We start from the raw sequence: 23,226 nt of genomic DNA, 5'->3' as shown, positions 1-23,226 counted from the left end.
GTTCCCCTTAATACAACGAACCGGCATTGACCACAGGCTGCACCTGATGATCACCACAGAGCACCACCAACAGATTGCTAACCATCGCCGCCTTACGCTCTTCGTCGAGCTGCACCAACTCTTTTTCAGACAAGCGGGCCAGTGCCAGTTCCACCATGCCGACCGCGCCTTCCACCAGTTGCTGTCTGGCCATCACCACAGCACGCGCCTGTTGGCGCTGCAACATAGCGCTGGCAATTTCCGGTGCATAAGCCAGATGACTGATACGGGCTTCCAACACTTCAACCCCGGCTTTTTCCAGCCGGGCCTGGATTTCCTGCTTCAGCAGTTCAACAATTTCCTGACCATTGCTGCGCAGGCTAAGGGCGTGCTCGTCGGGTGCTTCATAGGGGTAGCTGGACGCCAGAAAGCGCAGAGCCGCCTCACTTTGAATGCTGACGAAGTTTTCGTAGTCTTCCACTTCAAACACAGCTTCAGCACTATCCACCACTTTCCAGACCACTACGGCGGCGATCTCCACCGGATTACCGGCATGATCATTCACTTTTAATTTGCCACTTTCAAAATTACGTACCCGCAACGATACCCGTTGTTTGCTGTAAAACGGGTTGGCCCAGCGCAAGCCTGTCTGATGATCGGAGCCAACATAACGACCAAACAGTTGCAACACCGCAGCCTGATTAGGCTGCACCATATAAAAGCCGAACCAGCAGATAAACACCACGACAGCCAGCAGTATTGCCACCAGCTTCAACGGGCCCATCACAAAAATAACTGCCGCGATCAGCAAGAGCTGCAACAGCAGCAACGCACTGAGCATGACAAAACCACTGCGGCTGTTCACTTGAGCTTCTTTCATATTCACCTCGATGTGACATCAATTTGATATCAATATTGCTCACAATTCAACCAACCGCAAGAGCGTTGATCGATTATTTTTTTGATAAATATGATAAAGATTTCGATTGACAACGAGGCAAATGATAAATATGATAAAAACATACAAGTCAGAAGTTGTATTATGTCAGATCATCATCAATTTCTATCCACCCGTCAGGCCGCTCAGGTGCTAGGTGTGTCCGTCCGAACCATTCAACTTTGGGTTGAACAGGGACTGCTGCATGCCTGGAAAACCCCAGGTGGTCACCGGCGTATTGACCAGCAATCCTTGTTGTCCCTGCTGCAACAAAAGCAACAGGAGATCCCGCTACTGAACCTGGTTGCCCTGTCTCAGGAACCTGACTTTGCGGTTCATCTCAGACAGTTACTCAGTCAATGGCAAATGCCGGTTGAGGTCAGTGCACCAGAAAATGCCGTGCAAGCACTGTTAATGGCAGGCAATAGCAAAGCCGAATTAATGCTGTTGCACCAACTGCCTGAGGATATGCATATAGGCTTGTTGATCCAGGAGCTGCAGAAGCACAACTGTCAGCTGGTTTTGTGTTCAGACCCGGACCAGGCAAAGCTTTATCAATTACCTTTTCAGGCTTACCCGTTCGAGCCTAAGGTGCTGCGAAGCTGGCTGCAGCAAACCTTGCTGCAAAAAGTCCGGCAGAAAATCCAATAAAAAAGGGCCTCTGAGGCCCTTTTTTATTGGTTGAACTCAGTTCAAGGTGACTTTGGCAAATTTGCGTTTGCCGACCTGGAAGATATGACAGGCCCCTTTGCGGAACTCCAGTTTGCTGTCTTCCACTTTATGTTCGCCATCCAGCTTCACAGCCCCCTGTTTGATCATTCGCATCGCTTCCGAGGTGCTTTCCACCAGACCGGCTTCTTTCAGCAAGTTAGTAATCACTATGCTGCTACTCTCTAAAGTCAGGCTCAGCTCTGGAATATCATCCGGCAGGGCATTTTTAGAGAAACGCTGGATAAAATCCTGCTCTGCCGCATCGGCAGCCGACTGGTCATGGAAACGGGCAATCAGCTCTTTAGCCAGCTCGATTTTGATATCGCGTGGGTTACGACCAGAAGCGGCTTGTTGTTTCAATTCCGCAATATCAGCCAAAGGACGGAAGCTCAGTAAATCGTAGTAACGCCACATCAGGTCATCGCTGATGGACATCACCTTGCCGAACATTTGGGTTGGCGTGTCGGTAATGCCGATGTAATTGCCCAGTGATTTGGACATCTTCTGCACACCGTCCAAACCTTCCAGTAACGGCACCATAATAATGGTCTGAGGGCGCTGACCTTCATCTTTCTGCAGCTCGCGGCCCATCAGCAAGTTGAAACGCTGGTCAGTACCACCCATTTCCACATCGGCCTGCAGTGCGACCGAATCCCAGCCTTGCACCAGTGGGTACAAAAACTCATGGATCGCAATCGACTGGTTGTTGGCGTAACGTTTTTTAAAGTCGTCACGTTCCAGCATCCGGGCAACCGTCTGACGGGACGCCAGTTTAATCATGCCGGCGGCACCCAGTTGCTCCATCCACTCGGAGTTAAAGGCAACCCGTGTCTTGGCCGGATCGAGAATTTTAAATACCTGATCTTTATAGGTCTGCGCATTAGCCAGCACGTCTTCCCGGGTCAATGGCTTGCGGGTGACGTTTTTGCCGGTCGGGTCACCAATCATGCCGGTGAAGTCGCCAATCAGGAAAATAACTTCATGGCCTAACTGCTGAAAGGTACGTAACTTGTTAATCAGAACCGTATGGCCCAAATGCAAATCTGGTGCTGTTGGATCGAAGCCCGCCTTGATTTTTAAAGGCTTTCCTTCCTTTAACTTCTCAATTAAATCTTCTTCCAGCAAAATCTCTTCGCAGCCGCGTTTTATCTCAGCCAGCGCCTGCTCCCAGTGAGCCATGGTCCACCCCTACTTCAAGTTTTGGTTCTGTTAAATCTAACGCCGCATTCTAACGGAACATTTCTTCGGATCAAACCAACAAAACAGTAGCATCGGCTAAAAAATCATTGTATCTTCATTTTTTTAGTGGTTTGTCTGATAACAATAAGAGATGCGCTATTCATGTTTTCTTCTTTGCCTATCAAACATCGGTTATTAATCGGCGCTGTGAGCAGCATTATTGCTGTTTTACTGCTGATCCCGTCAGAACAAGCCTCAGCCTCCAGAAATACAGAAACATCTGAGCTGGAAGTTGGGAAAAGATACAGTCTTGAAGTCCCTATGGTGGAAGAGAAAATTGCTGCACAGCAATTGGGTACTCTGCCGCAGGAAGATAACTCTTTAGAATGGGTAACCGTTGAAGTTAAAAAAGGCGACAACCTGTCGTCTGTATTCAAAAAAGCCAATTTAGACCAGACCGTAATGCGGGATGTGTTGAGTCTGGGCAAAGAGGTGAAAACCCTGACCCGGATTTTCCCTGGCGAACAAATCGAATTTGGCTTGAATAACCAGGGTTTATTGCAGGAAATCCGTTACCCGGTCAGCAACCTGAAAACCCTGCGGGTGCAGCGCAACGCCAAAGATAAGTTTTTTGCCGAGGAATTGCTGAAAGAAGTGGAAGTTCGCACTGAGATTGTCAGTGGCGTGATCAATGGCTCTTTCTGGAATGCCGGTTTAGAAGCAGGCTTATCTGAATCGCAAATGCTCACCTTAGCTAACAGCATCTTCAGCTACGACATCGACTTTGGTCTGGACATTAAAGCCGGTGACAGCTTCAGCGTGTTATTTGAAACCAAATACGCTGATGGTCAGTTTGTCGGCAATGGCGATATTCTGGCGGCACAGTTCCGTAACGAAGGCACTTTGTATCAGGCCATTAAGCATAAAGACGGCGGCTACTATAAGCCGGACGGTAAAGCAATGCGCCAGGCCTTCCTGCGTGCGCCAGTCAGCTTCCAGTACGTCAGCTCCAATTTCAATCCAAAACGTTTCCACCCGGTGTTAAAGAAGGTTCGCCCGCACAATGGCGTTGACTATGTCGCCGCTGTAGGCACCCCAATTATGGCGGCAGGTGACGGTAAAGTGATTGCGTCCACCTACAATGGTGTGAATGGTAACTATGTGTTTGTGCAGCACAAAAACAACATTGTGACCAAGTACCTGCACTTATCAAAACGCGATGTCAAACAAGGCGAAACCGTGCGTCAGGGCCAGGTGATTGGTCGTCTTGGTGGCACAGGCCGGGTGACAGGCGCCCACTTACACTATGAGTTTGTGGTTGGTGGTGTGCACCGTAATCCACGGACTGTGAAACTGCCTCAGGCGGAACCACTGTCCAACTCTGACCGTCTGGCGTTCGTTGCTCAGGCACAACAGCTGATTGCTCAGCTGGATACCTACGAACGTAGCGTGACTGCTGCGGCAGAATAATGTCGCAGCTCTACGTCGGCATCATGTCCGGCACCAGCCTCGATGGGATCGATCTGGTGCTGGTTGACTTCTCGTCCCCTGCCCCACAACTAATCGAATCGCTGCACTGCACCTTTGCAGACAGCTTACGTCAGCAGCTATTTACTTTAAGTCAGCCTGGCCAAAATGAAATTGAAACTCTGGGTCTGGTGGAAGCTGAATTAGCCACGGCTTATGCCAAAGCCACAGCCCGGTTGTTAGTCAAAGCACAAATCACGCCGGCCGCAGTGAAGGCTATAGGTTGCCATGGCCAGACCATCCGGCACCGGCCAGACGGACGTTTTAGTTTTACCTACCAGATAGGCGATATGTTCCGTCTCGCTGTAGAAAGCCAAATCCGGGTGATTTCGCAGTTCAGACAAAAAGACATGGCGCTGGGTGGGCAGGGCGCCCCCCTGGTGCCTGCCTTTCATCAGGCGGTGTTTGCCAGCCCGACAGAACAGCGGGCCGTCATCAACATTGGCGGTATCGCAAACGCAACCCTGTTAAGACCAGGTCAGCCGGTAACAGGTTTCGATACCGGGCCTGGCAATTGCCTGATGGACTTGTGGTATCAACAGCAAGGCCTTGGCTCTTATGATCAGGACGGCGCTTTTGCCGCGTCAGGTCAGTTGCAGCAGGGCTTACTGCAAACCTTATGGCAAGACCCCTATTTCAGCCGCACCGGGCCGAAAAGCACTGGCCGCGAACACTTTAACCAGTCATGGCTTACGGCCGCCTTGCAGGGGTTTACATTGCCTGCAGCCGATGTACAGCGCACCCTGACCCGCTTTAGCGCAGAGACCATAGCAGCCAGTCTGCCACAGGGCATAGCGCAGCTTTACCTCTGTGGTGGTGGCGCTTACAACAGCCAGCTGAAACGGGACTTAAAGCAACTGCTACCGCAGGCCACTATCCACAGCACTAAAGCGCTTGGCATTGACCCCAATTGGGTGGAAGCCATGGCATTCGCCTGGCTGGCCTTTGCTTATGATCAGAAGCTGCCTGGTAATCTGCCGGAAGTCACAGGCGCCAGTGCGGCCACTGTGCTGGGCGTCGAATTCAGTTATTGAGTTGCACACTCAGCTGAACAATTCCAGGTAGAAAAAAAGCCGCTATTGCGGCTTTTTTATTCGGACCACTAATTACAACTTATCGCTGATTTGCCGAGCCATCTCCTGCCAGCCCAGCCCCAGCGTTTGCACAGCCACCGCATACCCATCCTCCGCCAGTGGCAGACTCAGGCTAAAACTGTGCTGACTTAACTCAGAGCCGTTGAGTAAATGCATACGGGCGCTCAGCAGTACCTGGCCGGTGCTACTGATTTGAAACTGACTGACCTGCACAGTCAGGCGCAGGTCCGCAGCCGAAACCGCTTCAGTCGCCAGCTGGTAATCCGGTTTCAGTTTGGACAACTCTGCCAGCAGACTGCGGGTCAATTGTTGGTCCAGCGGCTCCGCCCACTGATGCAAGCGGGTTGGGTTCAGTTCCACCTCCGACTGCTGGTAAATCAGTGCATTGGTATTGAGGAAACTGGCCACCTGCACCGGCTCCAGCACCAGGCGCTTTTGCGCTGAGCTTGAAAAAGCCGGCTGCACTTCAGGCAACAAATAATACTGAATTTGCGGTGCTGAGCTGCTGCAAGCAGTTAACAGCAACAGACTGGCAAAAAGAATGGTTCTGCTCATTTTGACGCCTCCGGCTCTGGGTCATCTGCGTGGTCGGCCGAAAAAATCAGCGCATTACTTTGACTGTTCATGGTTTTTATTACTGGCTGCAAATCACGTAACAATTGATCCATCGCCTGTAAATTGCTGTTCAGCTTCTCATACGCCGGCGCGCCTGGTGCAAAACCAGCCATAGTGCGGCGCAGTTCAAGCAAGGTTTTTTGCATTTCGACAGGCAAGGCTTTGACCTGCTGATCGCCCACCAGTTGGTCCAGTGAACGGATCAGCGCGTCAGCATTTTTCAGCATTTGCTCACTCTGAACCAGCGTCTGCTCACTTTGCTTGAGCACAGATTCGACCGGAAGCTGGTTCACTTTATCCAGCACCTGCAGAACCTTCTGTTCAATGTTGGCCAGGCCACTGGGTGAGGTCGGCAGCAGTTTGTGGCCAGCCAGTTTAGGTAACGCAAAGGCAGGTGCCGACGCTTCGCTGAATTCAGCTTTGTCTGCTGTGGCTATCTCCACTTGTGAATTATCCGCATCGGCGGGCAGTTCAGTTGCTGCACTCTGCATCTCCGGCAGTTTGGCTTCAGTGCGCACCAGTTCAACATACAAAGCGCCAGTCAGCAAACTGCCGGTTTTCAGCACAGCTCGTAGCCCTTGCTGCACCGCCTGTTCAAGCTCTTTTTCCAGCAGCTTTAATGTCAAGTCGCCAGCCAGCCGGCCCGACTCCAGCCGGATCAGCACAGGAATACCCTGGTTAAAAGCCACATCGAGCGGGTTTTTCAATTGAAAGAAATATGGCGCTGCCGCCACAGTACCAATACGAATGCCTTTGTATTCAATAGGCGCGCCCGGGCTTAAGCCACGGATGGATTCATCAAACAGCAGCACATACTCAAGGTATTCGGTGTACAGCCCCTCCTGAATGCTCTTCTGACTTTTAAACAGCTGGAATTCAGTGTTGCTGGCTACTTTGTCGCCGGCAGGCCAGCCTTCCAGCACATCAAAATGTACGCCGCCACTGAGTAAGGTGGCAATGGACGCCAGCTCGACCCGAATGCCCTGCGCCGACATATCCAGCGCCATACCACTGGCCTGCCAGAATCGAACGTTGTCGGTGACCAGGCTGTCATAGGGTGCCCGCACAAACAGCTGATACTGCATATGACCGGCTTTGGCATCAAACTCGCTGCTCTCGACTGTCCCCACCGCGTAACCGTGGTACAACACAGGGTCACCCACTGCCAGTGCGGTGGCGTCATCGCTGATCAGTTTTACCCGCACCCCGGCGGCGTCTGCCGGCGCTATGGGCGGGCTGTCCAGCAGTTCAAAATAGTATTTCTGTACATCGGTTTTGCGGCCCGGCTGCAGTTCGATATAAGCGCCGGATAACAAGGTATTGAGGCCACTGACACCACCGCGGCCAATGGTGGGTTTGACCACCCACAACTGAGAGTCTTCATTCAGCAGGCCCTCTACCCCAGGGTCCAGCTGAGCTTTAACCAGTACTTTGCTCAGATCTTCGGACAACTGTACCGACTCTACCCGGCCAATATCCACACTGCGGCTTTTGATTTGAGTTTTACCCGCCACAATACCTTCGGCATTCAGCGTGACCAGCGTAATCACAGGCCCCTGGTTTTTCTGGGTGTAATACAGCATCCAGATGCCAATAGCGATTGCAATAAAAGGCACTATCCAGATTGGTGACAACTGGCGGATTTTTTTAACCGCTGCCACCCTGTTCTGTGTTTTAGCCACCCTCTCCCTCCGCAGATTTTTGTTGCCGTTGATCCCACAATAAACGTGGGTCAAAACTCATAGCCGCCAGCATAGTGGTGATCACCACAGAGGCAAACACCAATGCACCCATGCCAGGATACACACCCATTAATAAATCAAATCGGACTAAGGCCGCCAGAATGGCCACCACCAGCACATCGACCATAGACCAGCGGCCAATCCAGTCCACCACCAGGTACACCCTGGTCGACAGCAGCTGCCTTTTGTGGCCTGGCAGCGCTGCCAGATAACAGAGCCAGAACATGATGGCAATTTTCAGTACCGGGATCACCACACTGGCCAGCAAAATAATAATGGCTACCGGGTAAGCGCCATCCCGCCACATCAAAATAATGCCACTGACAATAGTCGACTGAATACTGCTGCCGAGCGACACAGTTTCCATAATAGGCAAAAAATTAGCCGGGATATACAGCACAGTGGCGGTAATCAGCCAGGCCAGAGTTTTCTGCAAGCTGTAGGGTTCACGCAGCACCACTTTAGTGCCACAGCGGCCACAGAATTTTTGTTCCACAGCCACAATGGCCGTGCAACAACTGCAGCTGGCCAGGTTCAGACTGATACCATTACGCCCTGCCATCGCCATTGCTGCCGGTTGCGGCGCAGGCGCAATGGACTGCCATAGCGCATGCCTGTCGATCACCTGAAAGGTGCGCAGGTGCAATAAACAAAACAAACAAAAGGCCCAGAAACTCATGCCGAGCGCAATATCGGCGTACACCACCAGTTTGACAAAAGCGACCAGCACGCCAATCAGGAAAATATCCACCATGCTCCAGGGCTTTAACACATAGAGCACTCTGGCAGTCCAGACCAAGCCCCGTAATGGCCAGATCATGCCCAGCTTCAGATAAATCACCGCCAGCATACAGAGCGCAGGCACCGCCTGAATAAACAACCAGACCAGCACCGCCAGCCATTGATGGTGCTCTTCAAACAACACAGAGGAGGTATCAATAAAGTCCATGTAGTGGCTATTGCCCGCCACATTCATGCCAATAAAAGGAAACAAGTTGGATAACACCAGCATCAGCAAGGCGCTGAAGGCGTAGAGGATTGGTCGTAACACCGGGTCTTTTTGCCGCATATCCAGCAAATAACCACAGCGGCTGCAGGCCGCTTCCTGCCCGACCTGAAGTTGGGGCAATTGCTGCAATAAATCGCAATGACGGCAGAGCACCAGCTCATCGGCAGGCTGATGTGAAGTGTCCTTGTGCAAACTGGTCAATGCCAGGCTATCCGTCAAAACTACACCTTGAATCGCGAGTCTTCAGGCAGCCATTGTAAAAGTTTGGCCAGATAAAACAAAGCCACCCGTAGGTGGCTTTATAGCTTTTTCACAAAACTACTTCTGCACGTTGTAACTTTGACCAAAGGTTTTGCCAAAGAAACTGTCTTTCAACCAGACCGGCCGCTGTGGTGCGTTGGCAACTTCAGTGGCAATCGCGTAGTTGATGTCGGCAAACACAGCACCGGCGTCATAACGGATTGGGCCATACTCAGCCGTCAGGCCAGCCACATCATCGCTTGGCTTGTGGTAGTTTTTCGCAAAGAAACGGTGCCAAATCTCGCCACCATTTTGCTTTGGATCCTGCGAGGTAAAGCCCGTCATCAGGAAGACCGAAGGCACGCCTTGCTGCACCAGTGTGTAGTGATCTGAGCGGGTGAAAATGGCCTGCTCCGGCATAGGGTCAGCACTTTGCTTCACGCCAACCGAGGCAGCGGCTTTGTCCACCACTGCGCCTAAGCTGGAGTGATTGGCACCAAAAGCGACGATATCAGCGAATGGGTATAACAGCACCGGCATGTCCAGGTTGACATTGGCAACCAGCTTCTCAACAGGACGGGTTGGGTTGTGGGCAAAATAATCCGCCCCCAACAGGCCTTTTTCTTCCCCGGTCACCGCAACAAACAAAATAGAACGTTTAGGTTTGGCTGGCGCCTGCGCAAATAAACGGGCAGTTTCCAGCATAATGCCAACGCCTGCGGCGTTGTCCATCAGACCATTGTTGATTTTGTCTTTGCTGCGCACATCATTACTGAAACCAATATGGTCCGAGTGAGCCGTCACCACCACATATTCGTCTTTTAAAGCCGGATCTGAGCCAGGCAAAACAGCCGCTACGTTCGGGCTTTGAATATCTTCCAGTGTCGACTCTCGATGCAGGCTAACTTCGCCTTTTAACGCAAAGCCTTTCGGGTTCTTGCCTTCGGCCATTTGGGCAAAGATGGCGTCTAAGGATTCAGCAGCGCCTTCAAACAGGGTTTTGGCGGTGTCTGTATGCAGGTACGCACTGCCTTTCAGCTCTTTATGCTCGCCTTCTACTGAACCGTCTTTATGCACCCACCCCATGCTTGGGCTGTTTAAATACAGAATGCTGCTGGCATAAGGACGAACTTTTTCCCGCTCAGGCGTGTGAATGGTCAGAATACCGACAGCACCATGCTCCGCCGCCAGTTTGCCTTTCAGGCTTTGCAGGTGAGCCGCTTCTTCGCTTGGCAGTGCCTTTGGCCGGCCACTGAGCATCACCACAATCTTGCCTTTAACATCCAGGCCCTGGTAATCGTCAATGCCAAATTCTTTCGATTCCATGCCGTAACCGACAAACACCAGACCTGCTTTGACGTCAGACACTGCCTCACTCAGGCTTGGGCCTGTGAAAAACTGGTTGGGATAGCCAAAATCCGTGGTTTTGCCATTCAGGCTCAGGCTCATTTTGGCACTGCCCTGTTTCAGCAGGGCTTTACGCATTGGTACTGTCTGGAAATACCCTTGTTCACCCGCCGGAGCCAGGCCTAACGCTTGCAGCTGGTGAGCGATATAAAGGGAAGCAATCTGGTGACCCCGGCTACCAGTGTCGCGCCCTTCCAGGCTGTCATCCGCTAAAAAGGTCATATGGGCCTCAATGGCGGTGGCACTGGCTTTGGCCAGTGGCGCCGGGCTCTGACTGGCAGTCTGGCAACCAGCCAGTAACATGGCGGCGGTGGCCGCAGCAAGAATAGATAACTTCATTGGAGTTCCTTAAAAAGTTCAGGGGCCGCAGCCCCTGAACAGGTCAGATCAAAATCTTAGTTGGCGTGCTGATAACGCTGCTGGTATTTATCCCGCAGCTGGGTGTGACGGCTGGATAAATCCACCTGACGACCATCGATCCATAAATAACGGACCTTATGCCCCAGGTAATCGAAAATATCGCCATCTGACACCACTAAAGTGGCCGCTTTGCCAACTTCAATACTGCCTATCTTATCAGCCACCCCGGCAATAGCCGCAGCGTCAAGTGTAACAGAACGTAACGCTACATCTTTATCCAGGCCATAACTGATGGCCTGACCGGCAGCAAATACCACGTTACGGGTGTCCCAGTAACCATCCAGCGACAGGGCAAACTTCACCCCGGCTTTGGCCAGCTGTGCCGGCGTGCGGAAAGACTGGCTGCTGGCTTCATCAGCACGCTCTGGAATACCGTAAGGCGTGGTGTAGATGACCGACACCTTGGCGGCCGCTAACTGTGGCGCTACACGCCAGGCATCACGGCCACCCACCACCGTCATGGCAAAACCATACTGCTGTTGCAGCTGCAGGGCCTGTTCAATCTGACGTTGGTCATCGGCATGCACAAAGACTGGCTTCTGACCGGCGAACACCGGGATCATCGCCTGCCAGCGTGAATCAACCGCCACTTGAGTGCCTGCTTTCACTGCATCCGCATAGGCTTTGGCCGTTTTGAAGTAGCTGTACAGCTGAGCTAAGTCTTTTGCACTTTGCTTACGGATATCGTCCGGCTTTTGTGGCCGCCATGGGCTGGTCTGCAAATCGGCTTTTGGCCATTTCAGGTGCAGTGCCACCGAGTCCGATACTGTGGCATCCTGCCAGTTCCAGGCATCCAGTTGCATCAGTGCCGACTGGCCCATCAGCATGGAGCCATTCGGGTACACCATGCTGTAGGCGAAACCGTTGGAACGGATGGTTGGGATCACTTCAGAATCGGCGTTATAGGCGATTTGCGCTTTCAGATCAGGGTTAGTTTGGGTCACTTCCGTGGTGTCGTCCGTGGAGCGCACCGCTTCAATTTCGGTCAGACCCAGTTGGTTTGCCAGCGCAATTAAGCCCGGGTACAGATGCTTGCCGGATAAATCCACCACTTTAGCGCCAGCCGGGGCTGTTAAATCGGCGCCGATAGCACTGATTTTACCGTCCACCAGCAGCACGTCTGTGCTTTGCAGCGTGCCATGAGTCACAGTGTGCACTGTGGCGTCGGTCAGCAAAATTGGCGCAGACTGGGCTGCTGCCGGAACAATGTCATTGGCCAGCACTGTGCTGCTAAATGCAGCCAGCAGGGCCAGTTTGAATACAGATAATTTCATCGCAGGCTCCTTAGTGCTTATGGCCAGTCAACTGATAACCACCAACGGTCATCACGTCTACGTTGTCTTCACAATGCCAGACCGGGTTGTTGGCCTTGTAGCTGGCACCTGAACCGGCTTTATCGGCGTCAGATGCAGTCAGCACTTTTTGGATCAGCTGTTGTTTCTCGGCGGCAACCTGTTGTTGCATCAGCTCATCCTGCTGCTGTGAGTAGTACATAGCGCCTTCAATCCAGGTGGATTTCGCCTGAGCGTACACAGACAACGGATTGGCAGACCACAAGACGAAGTCCGCTTGTTTGCCTTCTTCCACTGAGCCTACTTTGTTGTCAATTTTCAGCTGTTTGGCTGGGTTGATGGTGGCCATTTTTAACGCTTCCTGCTCGTCCATGCCACAGTACACCACAGCTTTAGCGGCTTCCTGGTTCAGGCGGCGCTGCAGATCCGGGCTGTCAGAGTTAATACTGGTGATCAGACCCTGTTGCTGCATCAGACAAACGTTGTACGGAATAGCGTCCTGAACTTCCATTTTATACGCCCACCAGTCGGCGAAGCTGGATGCACTGGCACCATGTTTCTTCATCGCATCAGCCACTTTGTAACCTTCCAGAATATGGGTGAAGGTGGTGATGCTGAAGCCCATTTCTTCGGCCAGTTTGATAATCATCAGAATTTCAGAAGCCACGTAGGAATGCACATGGATAAAACGCTGTTTATCCAGAATTTCCACCAGCGCATTTAAGCGGTAATCCGGCCGTGGCGCCGCAGTTTTGGCTTTATCTGAGCGAGACAAATCTTCGTAAGCCGCCAGTTGAGCTTTGTACTCTTTGGCCGCCTGGAAAGCGTCACGGATAATAGTGTCTACACCGATACGGGTTTGTGGGTAACGAATGCGGAAGGCTTCGCCCCAGTTGGCCTGTTTGACGTTTTCACCCAAGGCAAATTTGATGCTTGGTGGTGCGCCTTTGAATTTCAACTGCTCAGCGCTGTCACCCCAACGTAATTGAATCACCTGGGCCTGACCACCAATTGGGTTCGCACTGCCGTGTAACAGCTGTGCTGTGGTGGTACCACCAGCTAAGCCGCGATAAATATTGATGTCATCGGCATCCAGTACGTCGCCAATGCGCACTTCAGAAGTAACAGCATCAGACCCTTCGTTCACACCTTGGTCGATAGCGATGTGCGAGTGTTCATCAATGATACCGGCAGTCAGGTGTAAGCCTGTCGCATCAATCACTGTCACACCGGATGGAGTTTTCAGATTCTGGCCAATTTTGACAAACTTGCCGTCCTGCACCAGCACGTCGGTGTTTTCCAGTTTACCTGCGTCGGCCGAAGTCCAGACCGTTGCATTTTTAATCAGCACGTTCTGTTGTTTAGCTTTGGCGGTTACCCCATAAGCACGGTTAGGCAGCGTCTGGTTAGAAATCAACGCCGCAGCAGCCTTGACCGCTTTCTGTGTATCCGCTTTAGCCATGGCCTGGCGGGTCGCCGTCACGGGGTGACGCTGCCCATCGGCCGTCACCAAGGTACCGGTCAGCAGATTGCCGTTCAGCACACCACTGAACTGAGCCACACCTGAGCCTTGCTCCAGCGCTTTTAAATCTAGGCTGAACTGCAGCTGGTTGCGGTTGTTTTGCAGATGGCTCAGTTTGGCTTCTTTGCCAGACAACGACACTTTACCTTCCACCTTGTCGCCTTTTTCGCTCAGTTCCACTGGCAAGGTCATGCCTGCAGCTGACAGCGCATAAGTACCGGCAAACTGTGGCAAGTCCATCGCTTTAAACTGTTGTTGCTGACCCCGTACCCAGGTCGCCACAATTTCACCGTCAGCAAATAAATCGCCTTTACTGACCACCAGGTCAGCCAGATACCCCGGCGCCACTTTGCCCAGCTGAGACTCCAGACCCAGCCATTTGGCCGGCACTGTGGTCAGAGCTTCCAGCGCCTGCTGCTCACTCAGACCGTAATGCACGGCTTTACGTAAATTTGGCCAGAACTGCTCTGGCTTTTCCAGCTTGCTTAAGGTCAATGCAAATGGAATTTGCGCTTTGGCCACGGCGGCCAGGTTGGCCGGAGCCCGTTCCCAATGACGCAGTTGTGCCAGCTCAACATCCAGCTGATCATTCAGTTGCTGCACATTCGGTGCCGCCGGGAAAGCCAGAGGCAGAATCAGCGAGCGGCCAGAGGCTTTTAATTCACTCAGCCGGTTGTATTCATAACCAGTACCCACCAGGCTGACTTTACCGATATTGAATTCTTTCAGTAACTTGTCAGCACGCAGCAGCGCCTGGTCGTCCGCCACTTCAAACACCACGCCTTGTTGCGACAGCTGGCCTAATGCGGCCAGATCAGCATTAAATTCAATCGGCTGGTTGTAGAAGCGCCAGTCGGTTTTGCCATGGGCCTGGGCATACCAGCTGGCGTCCGACAAGGTCTGACGAATAAGCGCAATGCTGCCCATCAGGGAAGAGGGGTAACTTTGTTCCGAGGTGCCTTTGCTAAAGGCCATAAATTGGTTACCAGTGCCCTGGATCACGGCTTCATTCGGTAAGCCTGGTAATAACGAAGTTACAAAGGCCTGGCCACGGAAAATACCGTCCAGCCGGGCCGACTGTACTGTGGTAAAGCCCTGCTGCTGGTAGCTTTTGGCCTGCTCAGCATCAGGTTTGAATTCATCCACCCAGTTGATGCGGGCATGGATGGCGGCATTGCTGGCATTACCGCCTTTGCGATCATTGGTGTAGTTCGGCTTACGGCCAAAGCTGAACGCTTCGCCTTTGCCTGCTTTTGGCAAACCGTACTGGCTGTACAGGTCAATAAAACCCGGATAAATGTAATAGCCTGAGGCATCAATTTGCTGGTAACCGGCCGGGATCTTCGTATCGTTACCTACCCGGATGATTTTGCCGTCCTGGATCAGTACCGTGGCGTTATTCAGCCGTTTACCCGGTTCTGTGACAACAGTGGCGTTGGTTAACGCATACCATTGCAGCGATTTATCACGGATCCCCTGCACAGGGGTCGTCTGGTCGGCATGGGCAGCAGGCACAAGAGCGCAAAGCAAGGCCGCACTGCACAACGACAGTCGTAATCTGGTCATGAAATGTTCCTGGTTTAATTATTATAAAAAAAGGCCATCAGACATGAGTCGGATGAACCAGAGGCTGATAGTTCAGGTGAAACAACTCTTGTTCTGCGCGCGGCATACTGAAGAAATAGCCCTGAACCAGGTAGCAAGCATTGTTATTCAGGAAGTCGATTTGCTCTGGTGTTTCCACCCCTTCGGCCACCACGCGCAGATTCATTTTTTGCGCCATCGCAATAATGGCGGCGACAATATCCATGTCATTGGTGTCTTCAGGAATGTCTTTCACAAAAGAGCGGTCGATTTTCAGCTCATCTACCGGAAAACGTTTTAAGTAACTCAGCGAAGAATAGCCTGTACCAAAGTCGTCGATAGATAAAGCCACACCGAGATTTTTTAACTCGTTTAGTTGGGCAATAGCCGCATCAGTATCGCCCATTAACATAGATTCAGTGATCTCAAAGGTCAGCGACTGTGGCTTGGCACAAGTGCGGATCAGAATACGTTCAACCATAGCGGCAAGATTCTGATCGGTGAATTGCCGGGCAGATAAATTCACGGCAATAGTGACATCATGGCCTTTGCTTTGCTGACGACTGATAAAGCGGCAGGCTTCCCAGATCACCCATTCGCCAATTTCCACAATCAGCCCGGTGCTCTCTGCCACCGGAATAAACCGCAGCGGTGGGATCATACTGCCGTCTGGCCGGATCCAGCGCAGCAGCGCCTCATAGCCAACAATCCGTTGATCGCGGATATCAATTTTTGGCTGATAAAACAGCACAAACTGATGCTCTCGTATTGCTTCACGCAGCTGGGTTTCAATCAGCAACTTTTCTTTAGCTGCGTCGTTCAGATCCTGGCTGAAGAAATGGTAGGTGTTTTTGCCACGGGCCTTGGCTTCATACATCGCGAGGTCAGCATGTTTAAGCAGCAACTCTTCATCCGCCGCATCTTCAGGCGCTATGGTGATACCGATACTGGCGCTGATGGCGACTTCTTCGCCAGCCAGTTTGACCGGTGCGGCAAAGGTTTGCTGCAGATTTTCAGCGGTCATCGCTGCCTGCTCGCGATCTTTAACCCCACTGAGGATCACGGCAAACTCATCGCCACCTAAACGGGCTATGGTGTCTTCTTCACGCAAACGTGAAATCAGCCGCCTGGCCACCTCTTTGAGCAGCTCATCACCGGCATCATGGCCCAGGGTGTCGTTAATCCGTTTAAATTCGTCCAGATCAAAATACAACAACGCAAAGTGGTAATAACCCCGCGCCGCCATCGCGATGGCTTTACGCAACTGGTCGCGGAAATAACTGCGGTTGGCAATGCCGGTCAGTACATCGTAGTAAGCCAGCTGTTCCATTTTTCGCTGGCTTTCTTTAATAAACGAAATGTCCTGCATGGCACAGACATAGTTGCTCAGTTCACCTTTTTCATCACGAATTGGTGCTATCGCCAGCGACACCCAGAGTTTACGCTCCGCATGCTGCAGCAGCATATCGCCACGCCAATGGTGACGCTCCTGCAACGTATGGGAAATTTCTTCACCAACAAAAAACATTTCAACCGCAAACAAGGTAGACAAGGGTTGCTGCTGTAACTGCTCGGCGCTCGAGCCAATCAGCTCCAGCATAAAAGGGTTGGCGTATTCAATCAGCAGTGCTTTGTCGGTGATTACTATGCCCGAACTGGAAAATGCCACCGCTTTCGTCAGTTTACGTGCGGCCCGTTCAGCATCTTCTTTTTCGACAATACGGCGGTTTAAGCCAGAAATCAGTTGATGAATTTCATCCGACATCGAGTTAAACGCCTGATTCAGCAATCCTATTTCATCAGGATTCTGGTCAAGCTCAGGCAATTGATTGTCACCACGGCTTAGCTGCTGCACGGCGCCAGACAAGCGGGTCAACCGCTTTAAAATAAACTGATAAATAAAGAATTGCAGCGACAACGCCACCACCACGGCCACCGCCAGAAAGGTCAGCATCAGGTTGTCACGAAATTCATCCAACCCAGCCAAGACCACTTTTTTGTCCTGGTACAGAGTTAAGTACCAGCCTAATCGCTCAATTTTTGCATTGGCCACCAGATAACCAGGCAAATCGGCTTGCTGTTGCCATTGGTCCGGCTGAGCGACCAATTGTTCGATATAACCGGCCATTTCAGGTTGACGTGGCTTCGCAGCAGAATAGTCGGTTGGGAAGTGAGGTTTGGCCAGATTGACTGTTGGTTTAGTGCCGTCCACCAGCAAATTGCCTTTCTGGTCGTACAACAAAGCCCGGACGCCGGTTGCGGTCTGGTCCATCGCCGTCAGGCTGACAAAGAGCTCGTCGAGCACAAAATCTGACCCTGTGATGCCAAGAAACTCGTCTTGCCTGTACACAGGCACCACCAGACTGGTCATCCATTTTTGCCAAATCGGATCGTAATAAATCTCGGTCCAGCGCGGTAAGCGGTTCGGGTTGAGTTCTGGGGTACCAATCCGATAAAAAACTTCATTGGTCACCGGATGAGCCACCGGCACTTCCAGCGCCCAGTCTGCTGGCGCTATCCGAACCATGCCTTTGCTGGAAATAAAATAGAAGCTGAAAAAGTCTTCCAGCATTAAAGGCGCCAGCTGCTGCCACAAGGGCCCTGTTTGCTGCAACCAGGCTTTGTGTTGTTCATCCAGTGCCGCCGCCGGGATAAAAGCGGCGGAGATATCGTCCTGAATGCGGATGCTACCATCAGCGGCAACACTCAGTTGCTGTTCCGGTGCTTTGAGTTGCGGAAAACGGCTCACCACGGCATTGGCGCTTAAAGCACGTTTTTCTCGCGCCAGGAACTCCTGGTCTAACTGCCGCGCATATTTGGCAGCCTGTAGCTTAAGCTCTTGTTTTTCCTGCCGCAACAACACATGGTGCTGCATCTGCATCACGGCATACGCGATAGCGGCACTGGCAGTAAAGGTCAGTAAAAACACCAGCAAAGCAAAGCGGATGCTAAGGGAGTGGATACCGCCGGGTTTGTGAAAATTGACTTCTTTCACTTCATTTCCTGAATTGACAGCGGCGGATGCCAACTGTAAAGCTAGGGCTGAGGCTGGGTCAGGTGACTGCACTCATTATTGCATCAAATTTCAACAAATGAGAATCAAGCTAATGAAAAATCTGTTTATTCTAATCGCACTTTCGACTGCTTCAACCGGCGCTATAGCCGCCAGCGCTTTTTCGGACGCAGAGGATGCAGTCAGTTACCGCCAACATAGTTTTCAGCTGATCCGCCACAACTTTGCGGATTTAGGTGACATGGTCAAAGGCCAGGTCCCTTTTGATGCTGAACGGGCGAAACGCCGCGCTGCGGCATTGGTCAGCCTGACCACCTTACCTTGGGAAGCCTTCGAGGTGCCGGGAGCGGACAAAGCAGAAAGCAGCGCCAAAGCAGATATCTGGCAAAACCTGCAGGACTTTAAACAAAAAGCGGAAAAATTTCAGGCCGATGCAGCTGCATTAAATACTGCAGCTGCCAGCGGTACTATGGAGCAGATTAAACCTGCGGTGATGGCATTTGCCAAAAACTGCAAGGCGTGTCACGACAAGTACAAAGCAGATTAAGTTTCTGCACCAACGTTTAAAACAGGGTCTGTTGGAATAACGGACCCTGCCAGCCAACAAAAGCGGCCAGAAACAGCAACACCAGCACCACATAGAGCCAAAACGGCTTTTCTTTCGGTTGCTCAGCTGCCGCCAGCTGTTTACCACTGAACATAGCGCCCACAGTGCCATCCCGTTTCATCAGATGCCACAAGGCGGCCAGCACGTGCACTACCACCAGAGCCAGTAACAGATTAAAGCCATTGTGGTGCCACCAGCCCGCCAATGCGCTTAGCCCAGACGGCACCTGAGTGTACAGCGGCCCTTCGACAAACACATCGTCGGTGGTCATCAGGCCACTGAGAAATTGCAACAGCACCAGTGCCATCAGTGCCAGCACCATATAGGACGATAAGCCTTTATGACCCATCCCTTTTTTAGGTTGATCCCAGTGTTTCAGCGCCTGTAACGGGCTTTGCACAAAATGACTGAAGCGAGCCGTTTCACTACCGGCAAAGGCCCACACCAACCGCGCCAGTAACAAGGAAACCAGGCTGTAAGCCAACACCTGGTGCCATTCCATCATGCCTTCTTCAGCGGTCCACCAGAGCCCTCCGAGCAGCAGTACCTGACTCCAGTGAAAACAACGCACGGCAAGATCCCAGACCCTCACCTCTTTCATCTTTTGATCACCCTCTTTATGATAAAGCATTGATTTTAACTGATTGGATGCAAAAACCTATGCGTTGGCTGAAATGGATCCTGTTATCACTACTTGCGCTGATTGTGCTCAGCTTGCTGTCACTTTACCTGGCGCTGAAGTCAAATCAACCTCAGTACGACGGTCAGATTGACGGAGCCGTTGAACAGCCAGTTGAATTGGACCGCGATGCTCAGGGCTACCTGAGTATCAAAGCCCAAAGTCGCAGCGACGCCGCCTACGCCTTGGGTTTCAGCCATGCGCAGGAGCGTTTCTTCCAGATGGATTTGCTGCGTCGCAACTCAGCGGGTGAATTGTCGGAGCTGTTTGGCGAAATGGCGCTCGATTTAGACCAAAAACGCCGTTTACACCGGTTCCGCCACAGAGCCGAGCTTGGCTACAAGGTGTTACCAGCAGAACAAAAACTGCTGCTCGACCGTTATACGGCCGGTGTCAACGATGGCCTGCAACAGCTGGGTTTACCACCGTTCGAATACTGGTTATTGCAGGCCAGCCCACGAACCTGGACAGCGGCAGATTCGTTTTTAGCCCTGTACAGTATGTTTCTGGACTTGCAGGGCAGCCAAGGCAAAGATGAGCTGGCCATGGGCTTATTGAAGCAGCAATTACCAGCAGACTGGTATCAGTTTCTGATGCAGCACAGCGCTGACTGGCAGGCTGCGATGGACGGCTCTGAAGTCAGCGCAGTGCCGGTTCCATCCTCGGCTTATCCCGCAGTGTTAAAGCAACAACAAAGTGCCTGCACGGATTGTGGCCTGTTCGATAGCCGCGATATTGGCTCGAACAATTTCGCAGTGGCCGGTAGCCGCACCGCCGATGGCCGCGCCATTCTGGCCGACGATATGCATTTAGGCATTCGGGTGCCAGGCACCTGGTTTAAAGCCCGGCTGCAATGGCAACAAGAAGGCGAAACCAAATGGGTTGCTGGCGTGACCTTGCCCGGCACCCCTGCAGTGGTTGCCGGCAGTAATGGCAACATCGCCTGGGGCTTTACTAACAGCACGGCGGATTGGAGTGACGTCATTGCACTGAAGCTGGACGACAAAGCCGAACGCTACCAGACCGATGATGGCTGGCAGGAGTTCAGTTACCAGAATGAAGTGATCAAAGTCAAAGGCCAGCCTGATTTGGTGCGCCAGTACAAAGAAACCATCTGGGGCCCGTTATTACCTGAACCATTTTCCGGCTATGCACTGCGCTGGGTGGCTCATGACCCACAAGGCGCCAACTTTAATCTGTTACAGCTGGAACAGGCTGACAGTGCCAAAGCGGCACTGCAAATCGCCAGCCGGGTCGGAGTGCCCACGCAAAACCTGTTGGTGGCAGACCGCCAGGGAGTGATTGGCTGGACCCTGATTGGCGCGCTACCTGAGCGCCAGTTGACCGATATGGATACGCCACAAGACTGGAGTACAGCGAAAAACCGCTGGACAGGTTACCATGCGGCCAAGGCTTATCCGGCCATTCTGAACCCCAAATCTGGCCAGCTTTGGACCGCCAACAGCCGGATGATCGGGGGCGACGATTTAGCCCTGATTGGCAACGGCGGTTATGATCTGGGTGCCCGTGCCCAGCAGATCCGTGACGGCCTGACAGCGCTGCCGCAGCATACCGAACAAAGCCTGCAGCAAATTCAGCTGGATCATCGCGCTCTGATGCTGGCGCGTTGGCAAAAACTGCTGCTCGATCAGGTTCTCACTGCGGATTTTGTCGCAGAGCACCAGCTGACCTCTTACCGTGATTACGTGATGAAAGACGCCAGCCAGGCCAGCATCAGTTCAGTAGGTTACAGCCTGGTTCGTGCCTTTCGCGCTAAGACCATCGAACTGGCCTTTGCCCCGTTGACGGCGCTGTTGGAAACACATCGCCTGAGTGGACGAGACCTGAAGTTCTCCTTGGAAACCGCTACCTGGGCTTTGATCCAACAGCCACGGCCAGACACGGTGCCTGCCAGTTTTACCAGCTGGAAGTCTCTGCTACAACAAGCTGTGCTTGACAGCAAACAAGCGCTGGAACAACAGCAAGGCAGCCTGGCTCAAGCCAACTGGGGCGCACTAAACACCAGTCAAATCCAGCATCCGCTTGGCGCGGCTATTCCGGCGCTGGGTGACTGGCTGAATATGCCAGCCATGCCGATGAACGGCGACAGCCATATGCCGCGGGTGCAAAACAAAGTGCATGGCCAGTCGGAGCGGATGGTGGTGTCACCAGGTCATGAAGCAGATGGCTTGTTAGTGATCCCAGCTGGTCAGTCTGGTCACCCGCTGTCGCCCTTTTATCAGGCCGATCACAGCTTCTGGTTGCACGAGAAATGGCTGGGCTTTTTACCTGGCAAAACAGAGTATTTATTAAAGATTGAACCTAAAGCTTGACTTTAGACGTCTAGACTGATTATTTTGCACAGTATGAAACTGAATTTAATCGCTCGCTTTTTTCGCCTCTTTACCACCCCAACGGGGAGGCGGTAAGTCGCGCGCGCGTGATAGACCCGAAAACCTCCCCCAGTGGGAGGTTTTTTTTTGCCTAAGGACACTGAAATGACGCACGATTTAGACCAAATCCGTAAGGACATCAGCAGCACCGACCAACAGCTGCTGCAGTTATTGTCCAACAGGCGCCAGCTGGCGCTCGCTGTTGCCGACGCCAAACTGGCGCAAAACAAACCTATTCGCGATCAGAAGCGTGAGCAGGAACTGTTGGTCTCCCTGATAGAAAAAGGCAAAAGCCTGGATCTGGACGCTCAGTACATCACCAAAATTTACCATGTGATTATTGAAGACTCAGTGCTGCAGCAGCAGGCCAAAGTTCAGGGCCAGCTCAATGGTGCCAATGGTCCGGTGGCCCGGGTTGCGTTCCTCGGCCGCCAGGGTTCCTACAGTTACTGGGCCACCCAGAAATACTTCACCCGCCGCGCTGAAACCCTGATTGAAATTGGTTGTGACAGTTTTAATGAAATTGTGCAGTCCGTTGAAACCGGTCATGCCGACTACGCTGTACTGCCAATTGAAAACACCTCGTCCGGCAGTATCAACGAAGTCTATGACCTGCTGCAGCATACCCGCTTGTCTATTGTTGGTGAGCTGACGCACCCGATTGAACACTGCCTGCTTGGTATCACCGGCACCGAGCTGAGCAAAATCAAGACTATTTGCGCTCACCCTCAGGTCATTGCCCAGTGCAGCCAATACCTGCAAGGCTTGTCCAGTGTCAAAATTGAGTACTGTGATGCATCATCAGATGCTTTTAACCGGGTGCGTCAGGCGCAGGACCCAACCGTAGTGGCTATTGGTGGTGAAGAAGGCGGCAAACTGTATGGGCTTGAGGTGCTGGGCCGCAGCCTGGCCAATCAGAAAGATAATGTCAGCCGTTTTATCGTGGTGGCCCGCAAAGCCATTCAGGTGGACAAAGCCATTCCGGCCAAAACCACTTTTATCATGTACACAGGCCAGCAACCAGGCGCCCTGGTCGATGCATTGAGCGTACTGAAACAACATGGCATCAGCATGGGCAAACTGGAATCCCGCCCTATTCCGGGTAACCCCTGGGAAGAAATGTTTTATGTGGATGTGTACGCCAACCTGAATGACTACGCCATGACCAGAGCGCTGGACGAACTGAACCGCATTACCCGCTTTGTCAAAGTGTTGGGCTGTTACCCAAGCGAAGATATCAGCCCAACCCTGCCACCACAGAGTTAATTACCGTCAG

The 23,226-nt window shown here is 52.3% G+C and carries 16 protein-coding genes; 6 read left to right on the top strand and 10 right to left on the bottom strand.

All coding sequences use genetic code 11. The annotated features are described in order from the left end of the window. Positions 1-7 precede the first annotated feature (7 nt). Positions 8-859: an SPFH domain-containing protein gene (locus ACFO3I_RS12365; RefSeq protein ID WP_377334284.1), complete on the bottom strand. Its 852-nt coding sequence runs from the start codon at positions 857-859 to the stop codon at positions 8-10. Between the two features lie 162 nt (positions 860-1,021). Here ACFO3I_RS12365 and ACFO3I_RS12360 point away from each other — a divergent pair, with 162 nt between their 5' ends. Beyond that, positions 1,022-1,567, top strand: coding sequence for a MerR family transcriptional regulator (locus tag ACFO3I_RS12360; protein ID WP_377334283.1), 546 nt, complete (start codon positions 1,022-1,024; stop codon positions 1,565-1,567). Positions 1,568-1,603: 36 nt separating this feature from the next. Here ACFO3I_RS12360 and tyrS read toward each other — a convergent pair whose 3' ends face one another. Next, on the bottom strand, positions 1,604-2,806 hold the full coding sequence (gene tyrS, locus ACFO3I_RS12355; protein WP_377334282.1) for a tyrosine--tRNA ligase: 1,203 nt from the start codon (positions 2,804-2,806) through the stop codon (positions 1,604-1,606). Between the two features lie 162 nt (positions 2,807-2,968). On the opposite strand from tyrS, the gene ACFO3I_RS12350 reads away from it, so the two are divergent. Both ACFO3I_RS12350 and ACFO3I_RS12345 read left to right on the top strand, forming a co-directional pair. Beyond that, positions 2,969-4,276, top strand: a complete 1,308-nt coding sequence (locus ACFO3I_RS12350) for a peptidoglycan DD-metalloendopeptidase family protein (protein ID WP_377334281.1) — start codon at positions 2,969-2,971, stop codon at positions 4,274-4,276. Beyond that, complete coding sequence (locus tag ACFO3I_RS12345) at positions 4,276-5,367, top strand: anhydro-N-acetylmuramic acid kinase (RefSeq protein ID WP_377334280.1); 1,092 nt, start codon at positions 4,276-4,278, stop codon at positions 5,365-5,367. The genes ACFO3I_RS12350 and ACFO3I_RS12345 overlap by 1 nt, the downstream gene beginning before the upstream one ends. Before the next feature lie 72 nt (positions 5,368-5,439). Here ACFO3I_RS12345 and ACFO3I_RS12340 read toward each other — a convergent pair whose 3' ends face one another. From ACFO3I_RS12340 to ACFO3I_RS12310, 7 genes are all read right to left on the bottom strand, one after another. Beyond that, on the bottom strand, positions 5,440-5,982 hold the full coding sequence (locus ACFO3I_RS12340; RefSeq protein WP_377334279.1) for a PqiC family protein: 543 nt from the start codon (positions 5,980-5,982) through the stop codon (positions 5,440-5,442). Beyond that, positions 5,979-7,724: an intermembrane transport protein PqiB gene (gene pqiB / locus ACFO3I_RS12335; RefSeq protein WP_377334278.1), complete on the bottom strand. Its 1,746-nt coding sequence runs from the start codon at positions 7,722-7,724 to the stop codon at positions 5,979-5,981. The genes ACFO3I_RS12340 and pqiB overlap by 4 nt, the downstream gene beginning before the upstream one ends. After that, positions 7,717-9,012 (bottom strand): PqiA/YebS family transporter subunit, encoded by a 1,296-nt coding sequence (locus ACFO3I_RS12330; RefSeq protein ID WP_377334277.1) that lies wholly within the window; start codon positions 9,010-9,012, stop codon positions 7,717-7,719. Before ACFO3I_RS12330 ends, pqiB begins: the two co-directional genes overlap by 8 nt. Positions 9,013-9,111: 99 nt before the next feature. Further along, positions 9,112-10,779, bottom strand: a complete 1,668-nt coding sequence (locus ACFO3I_RS12325; protein ID WP_377334276.1) for a M28 family metallopeptidase — start codon at positions 10,777-10,779, stop codon at positions 9,112-9,114. A gap of 56 nt (positions 10,780-10,835) precedes the next feature. After that, on the bottom strand, positions 10,836-12,134 hold the full coding sequence (locus ACFO3I_RS12320; RefSeq protein WP_377334275.1) for an amidohydrolase family protein: 1,299 nt from the start codon (positions 12,132-12,134) through the stop codon (positions 10,836-10,838). A gap of 10 nt (positions 12,135-12,144) precedes the next feature. Beyond that, the gene (locus ACFO3I_RS12315) at positions 12,145-15,240 is read right to left on the bottom strand and encodes an amidohydrolase family protein (RefSeq protein ID WP_377334274.1); all 3,096 of its coding nucleotides are present in this window, start codon (positions 15,238-15,240) and stop codon (positions 12,145-12,147) included. Positions 15,241-15,277: 37 nt separating this feature from the next. Continuing rightward, positions 15,278-18,253: a bifunctional diguanylate cyclase/phosphodiesterase gene (locus ACFO3I_RS12310; RefSeq protein ID WP_377334273.1), complete on the bottom strand. Its 2,976-nt coding sequence runs from the start codon at positions 18,251-18,253 to the stop codon at positions 15,278-15,280. A 112-nt stretch (positions 18,254-18,365) separates the two neighbouring features. On the opposite strand from ACFO3I_RS12310, the gene ACFO3I_RS12305 reads away from it, so the two are divergent. Beyond that, on the top strand, positions 18,366-18,818 hold the full coding sequence (locus ACFO3I_RS12305) for a c-type cytochrome (RefSeq protein WP_377334272.1): 453 nt from the start codon (positions 18,366-18,368) through the stop codon (positions 18,816-18,818). 16 nt (positions 18,819-18,834) lie between these two features. On the opposite strand, the gene ACFO3I_RS12300 is transcribed toward ACFO3I_RS12305, so the two are convergent. Beyond that, a complete protein-coding gene (locus ACFO3I_RS12300) occupies positions 18,835-19,479 on the bottom strand; it encodes a cytochrome b/b6 domain-containing protein (protein WP_377334271.1) in 645 nt (214 codons plus the stop codon). Between the two features lie 59 nt (positions 19,480-19,538). Here ACFO3I_RS12300 and ACFO3I_RS12295 point away from each other — a divergent pair, with 59 nt between their 5' ends. Then, entirely contained in the window at positions 19,539-21,890 is a 2,352-nt protein-coding gene (locus ACFO3I_RS12295; protein ID WP_377334270.1) for a penicillin acylase family protein, read from the top strand. 165 nt (positions 21,891-22,055) lie between these two features. Beyond that, positions 22,056-23,216, top strand: a complete 1,161-nt coding sequence (locus tag ACFO3I_RS12290) for a chorismate mutase (protein WP_377334269.1) — start codon at positions 22,056-22,058, stop codon at positions 23,214-23,216. Positions 23,217-23,226 lie beyond the last annotated feature (10 nt).

It is taken from the genome of Rheinheimera marina (assembly GCF_042654345.1).
Lineage (GTDB): Bacteria > Pseudomonadota > Gammaproteobacteria > Enterobacterales > Alteromonadaceae > Pararheinheimera > Pararheinheimera marina.
The sequence above is the reverse complement of the archived record's forward strand: the minus strand, read 5'-3'. Positions and strand labels throughout refer to the sequence as shown.

What these genes read in the sequence shown, in the direction of transcription:
- ACFO3I_RS12365 (WP_377334284.1), bottom strand. Translation starts at nt 859, where the DNA reads ATGAAAGAAGCTCAAGTGAACAGCCGCAGTGGTTTTGTCATGCTCAGT.
- ACFO3I_RS12360 (WP_377334283.1), top strand. Translation starts at nt 1,022, where the DNA reads ATGTCAGATCATCATCAATTTCTATCCACCCGTCAGGCCGCTCAGGTG.
- tyrS (WP_377334282.1), bottom strand. Translation starts at nt 2,806, where the DNA reads ATGGCTCACTGGGAGCAGGCGCTGGCTGAGATAAAACGCGGCTGCGAA.
- ACFO3I_RS12350 (WP_377334281.1), top strand. Translation starts at nt 2,969, where the DNA reads ATGTTTTCTTCTTTGCCTATCAAACATCGGTTATTAATCGGCGCTGTG.
- ACFO3I_RS12345 (WP_377334280.1), top strand. Translation starts at nt 4,276, where the DNA reads ATGTCGCAGCTCTACGTCGGCATCATGTCCGGCACCAGCCTCGATGGG.
- ACFO3I_RS12340 (WP_377334279.1), bottom strand. Translation starts at nt 5,982, where the DNA reads ATGAGCAGAACCATTCTTTTTGCCAGTCTGTTGCTGTTAACTGCTTGC.
- ACFO3I_RS12325 (WP_377334276.1), bottom strand. Translation starts at nt 10,779, where the DNA reads ATGAAGTTATCTATTCTTGCTGCGGCCACCGCCGCCATGTTACTGGCT.
- ACFO3I_RS12320 (WP_377334275.1), bottom strand. Translation starts at nt 12,134, where the DNA reads ATGAAATTATCTGTATTCAAACTGGCCCTGCTGGCTGCATTTAGCAGC.
- ACFO3I_RS12315 (WP_377334274.1), bottom strand. Translation starts at nt 15,240, where the DNA reads ATGACCAGATTACGACTGTCGTTGTGCAGTGCGGCCTTGCTTTGCGCT.
- ACFO3I_RS12305 (WP_377334272.1), top strand. Translation starts at nt 18,366, where the DNA reads ATGAAAAATCTGTTTATTCTAATCGCACTTTCGACTGCTTCAACCGGC.
- ACFO3I_RS12300 (WP_377334271.1), bottom strand. Translation starts at nt 19,479, where the DNA reads ATGAAAGAGGTGAGGGTCTGGGATCTTGCCGTGCGTTGTTTTCACTGG.
- ACFO3I_RS12295 (WP_377334270.1), top strand. Translation starts at nt 19,539, where the DNA reads ATGCGTTGGCTGAAATGGATCCTGTTATCACTACTTGCGCTGATTGTG.
- ACFO3I_RS12290 (WP_377334269.1), top strand. Translation starts at nt 22,056, where the DNA reads ATGACGCACGATTTAGACCAAATCCGTAAGGACATCAGCAGCACCGAC.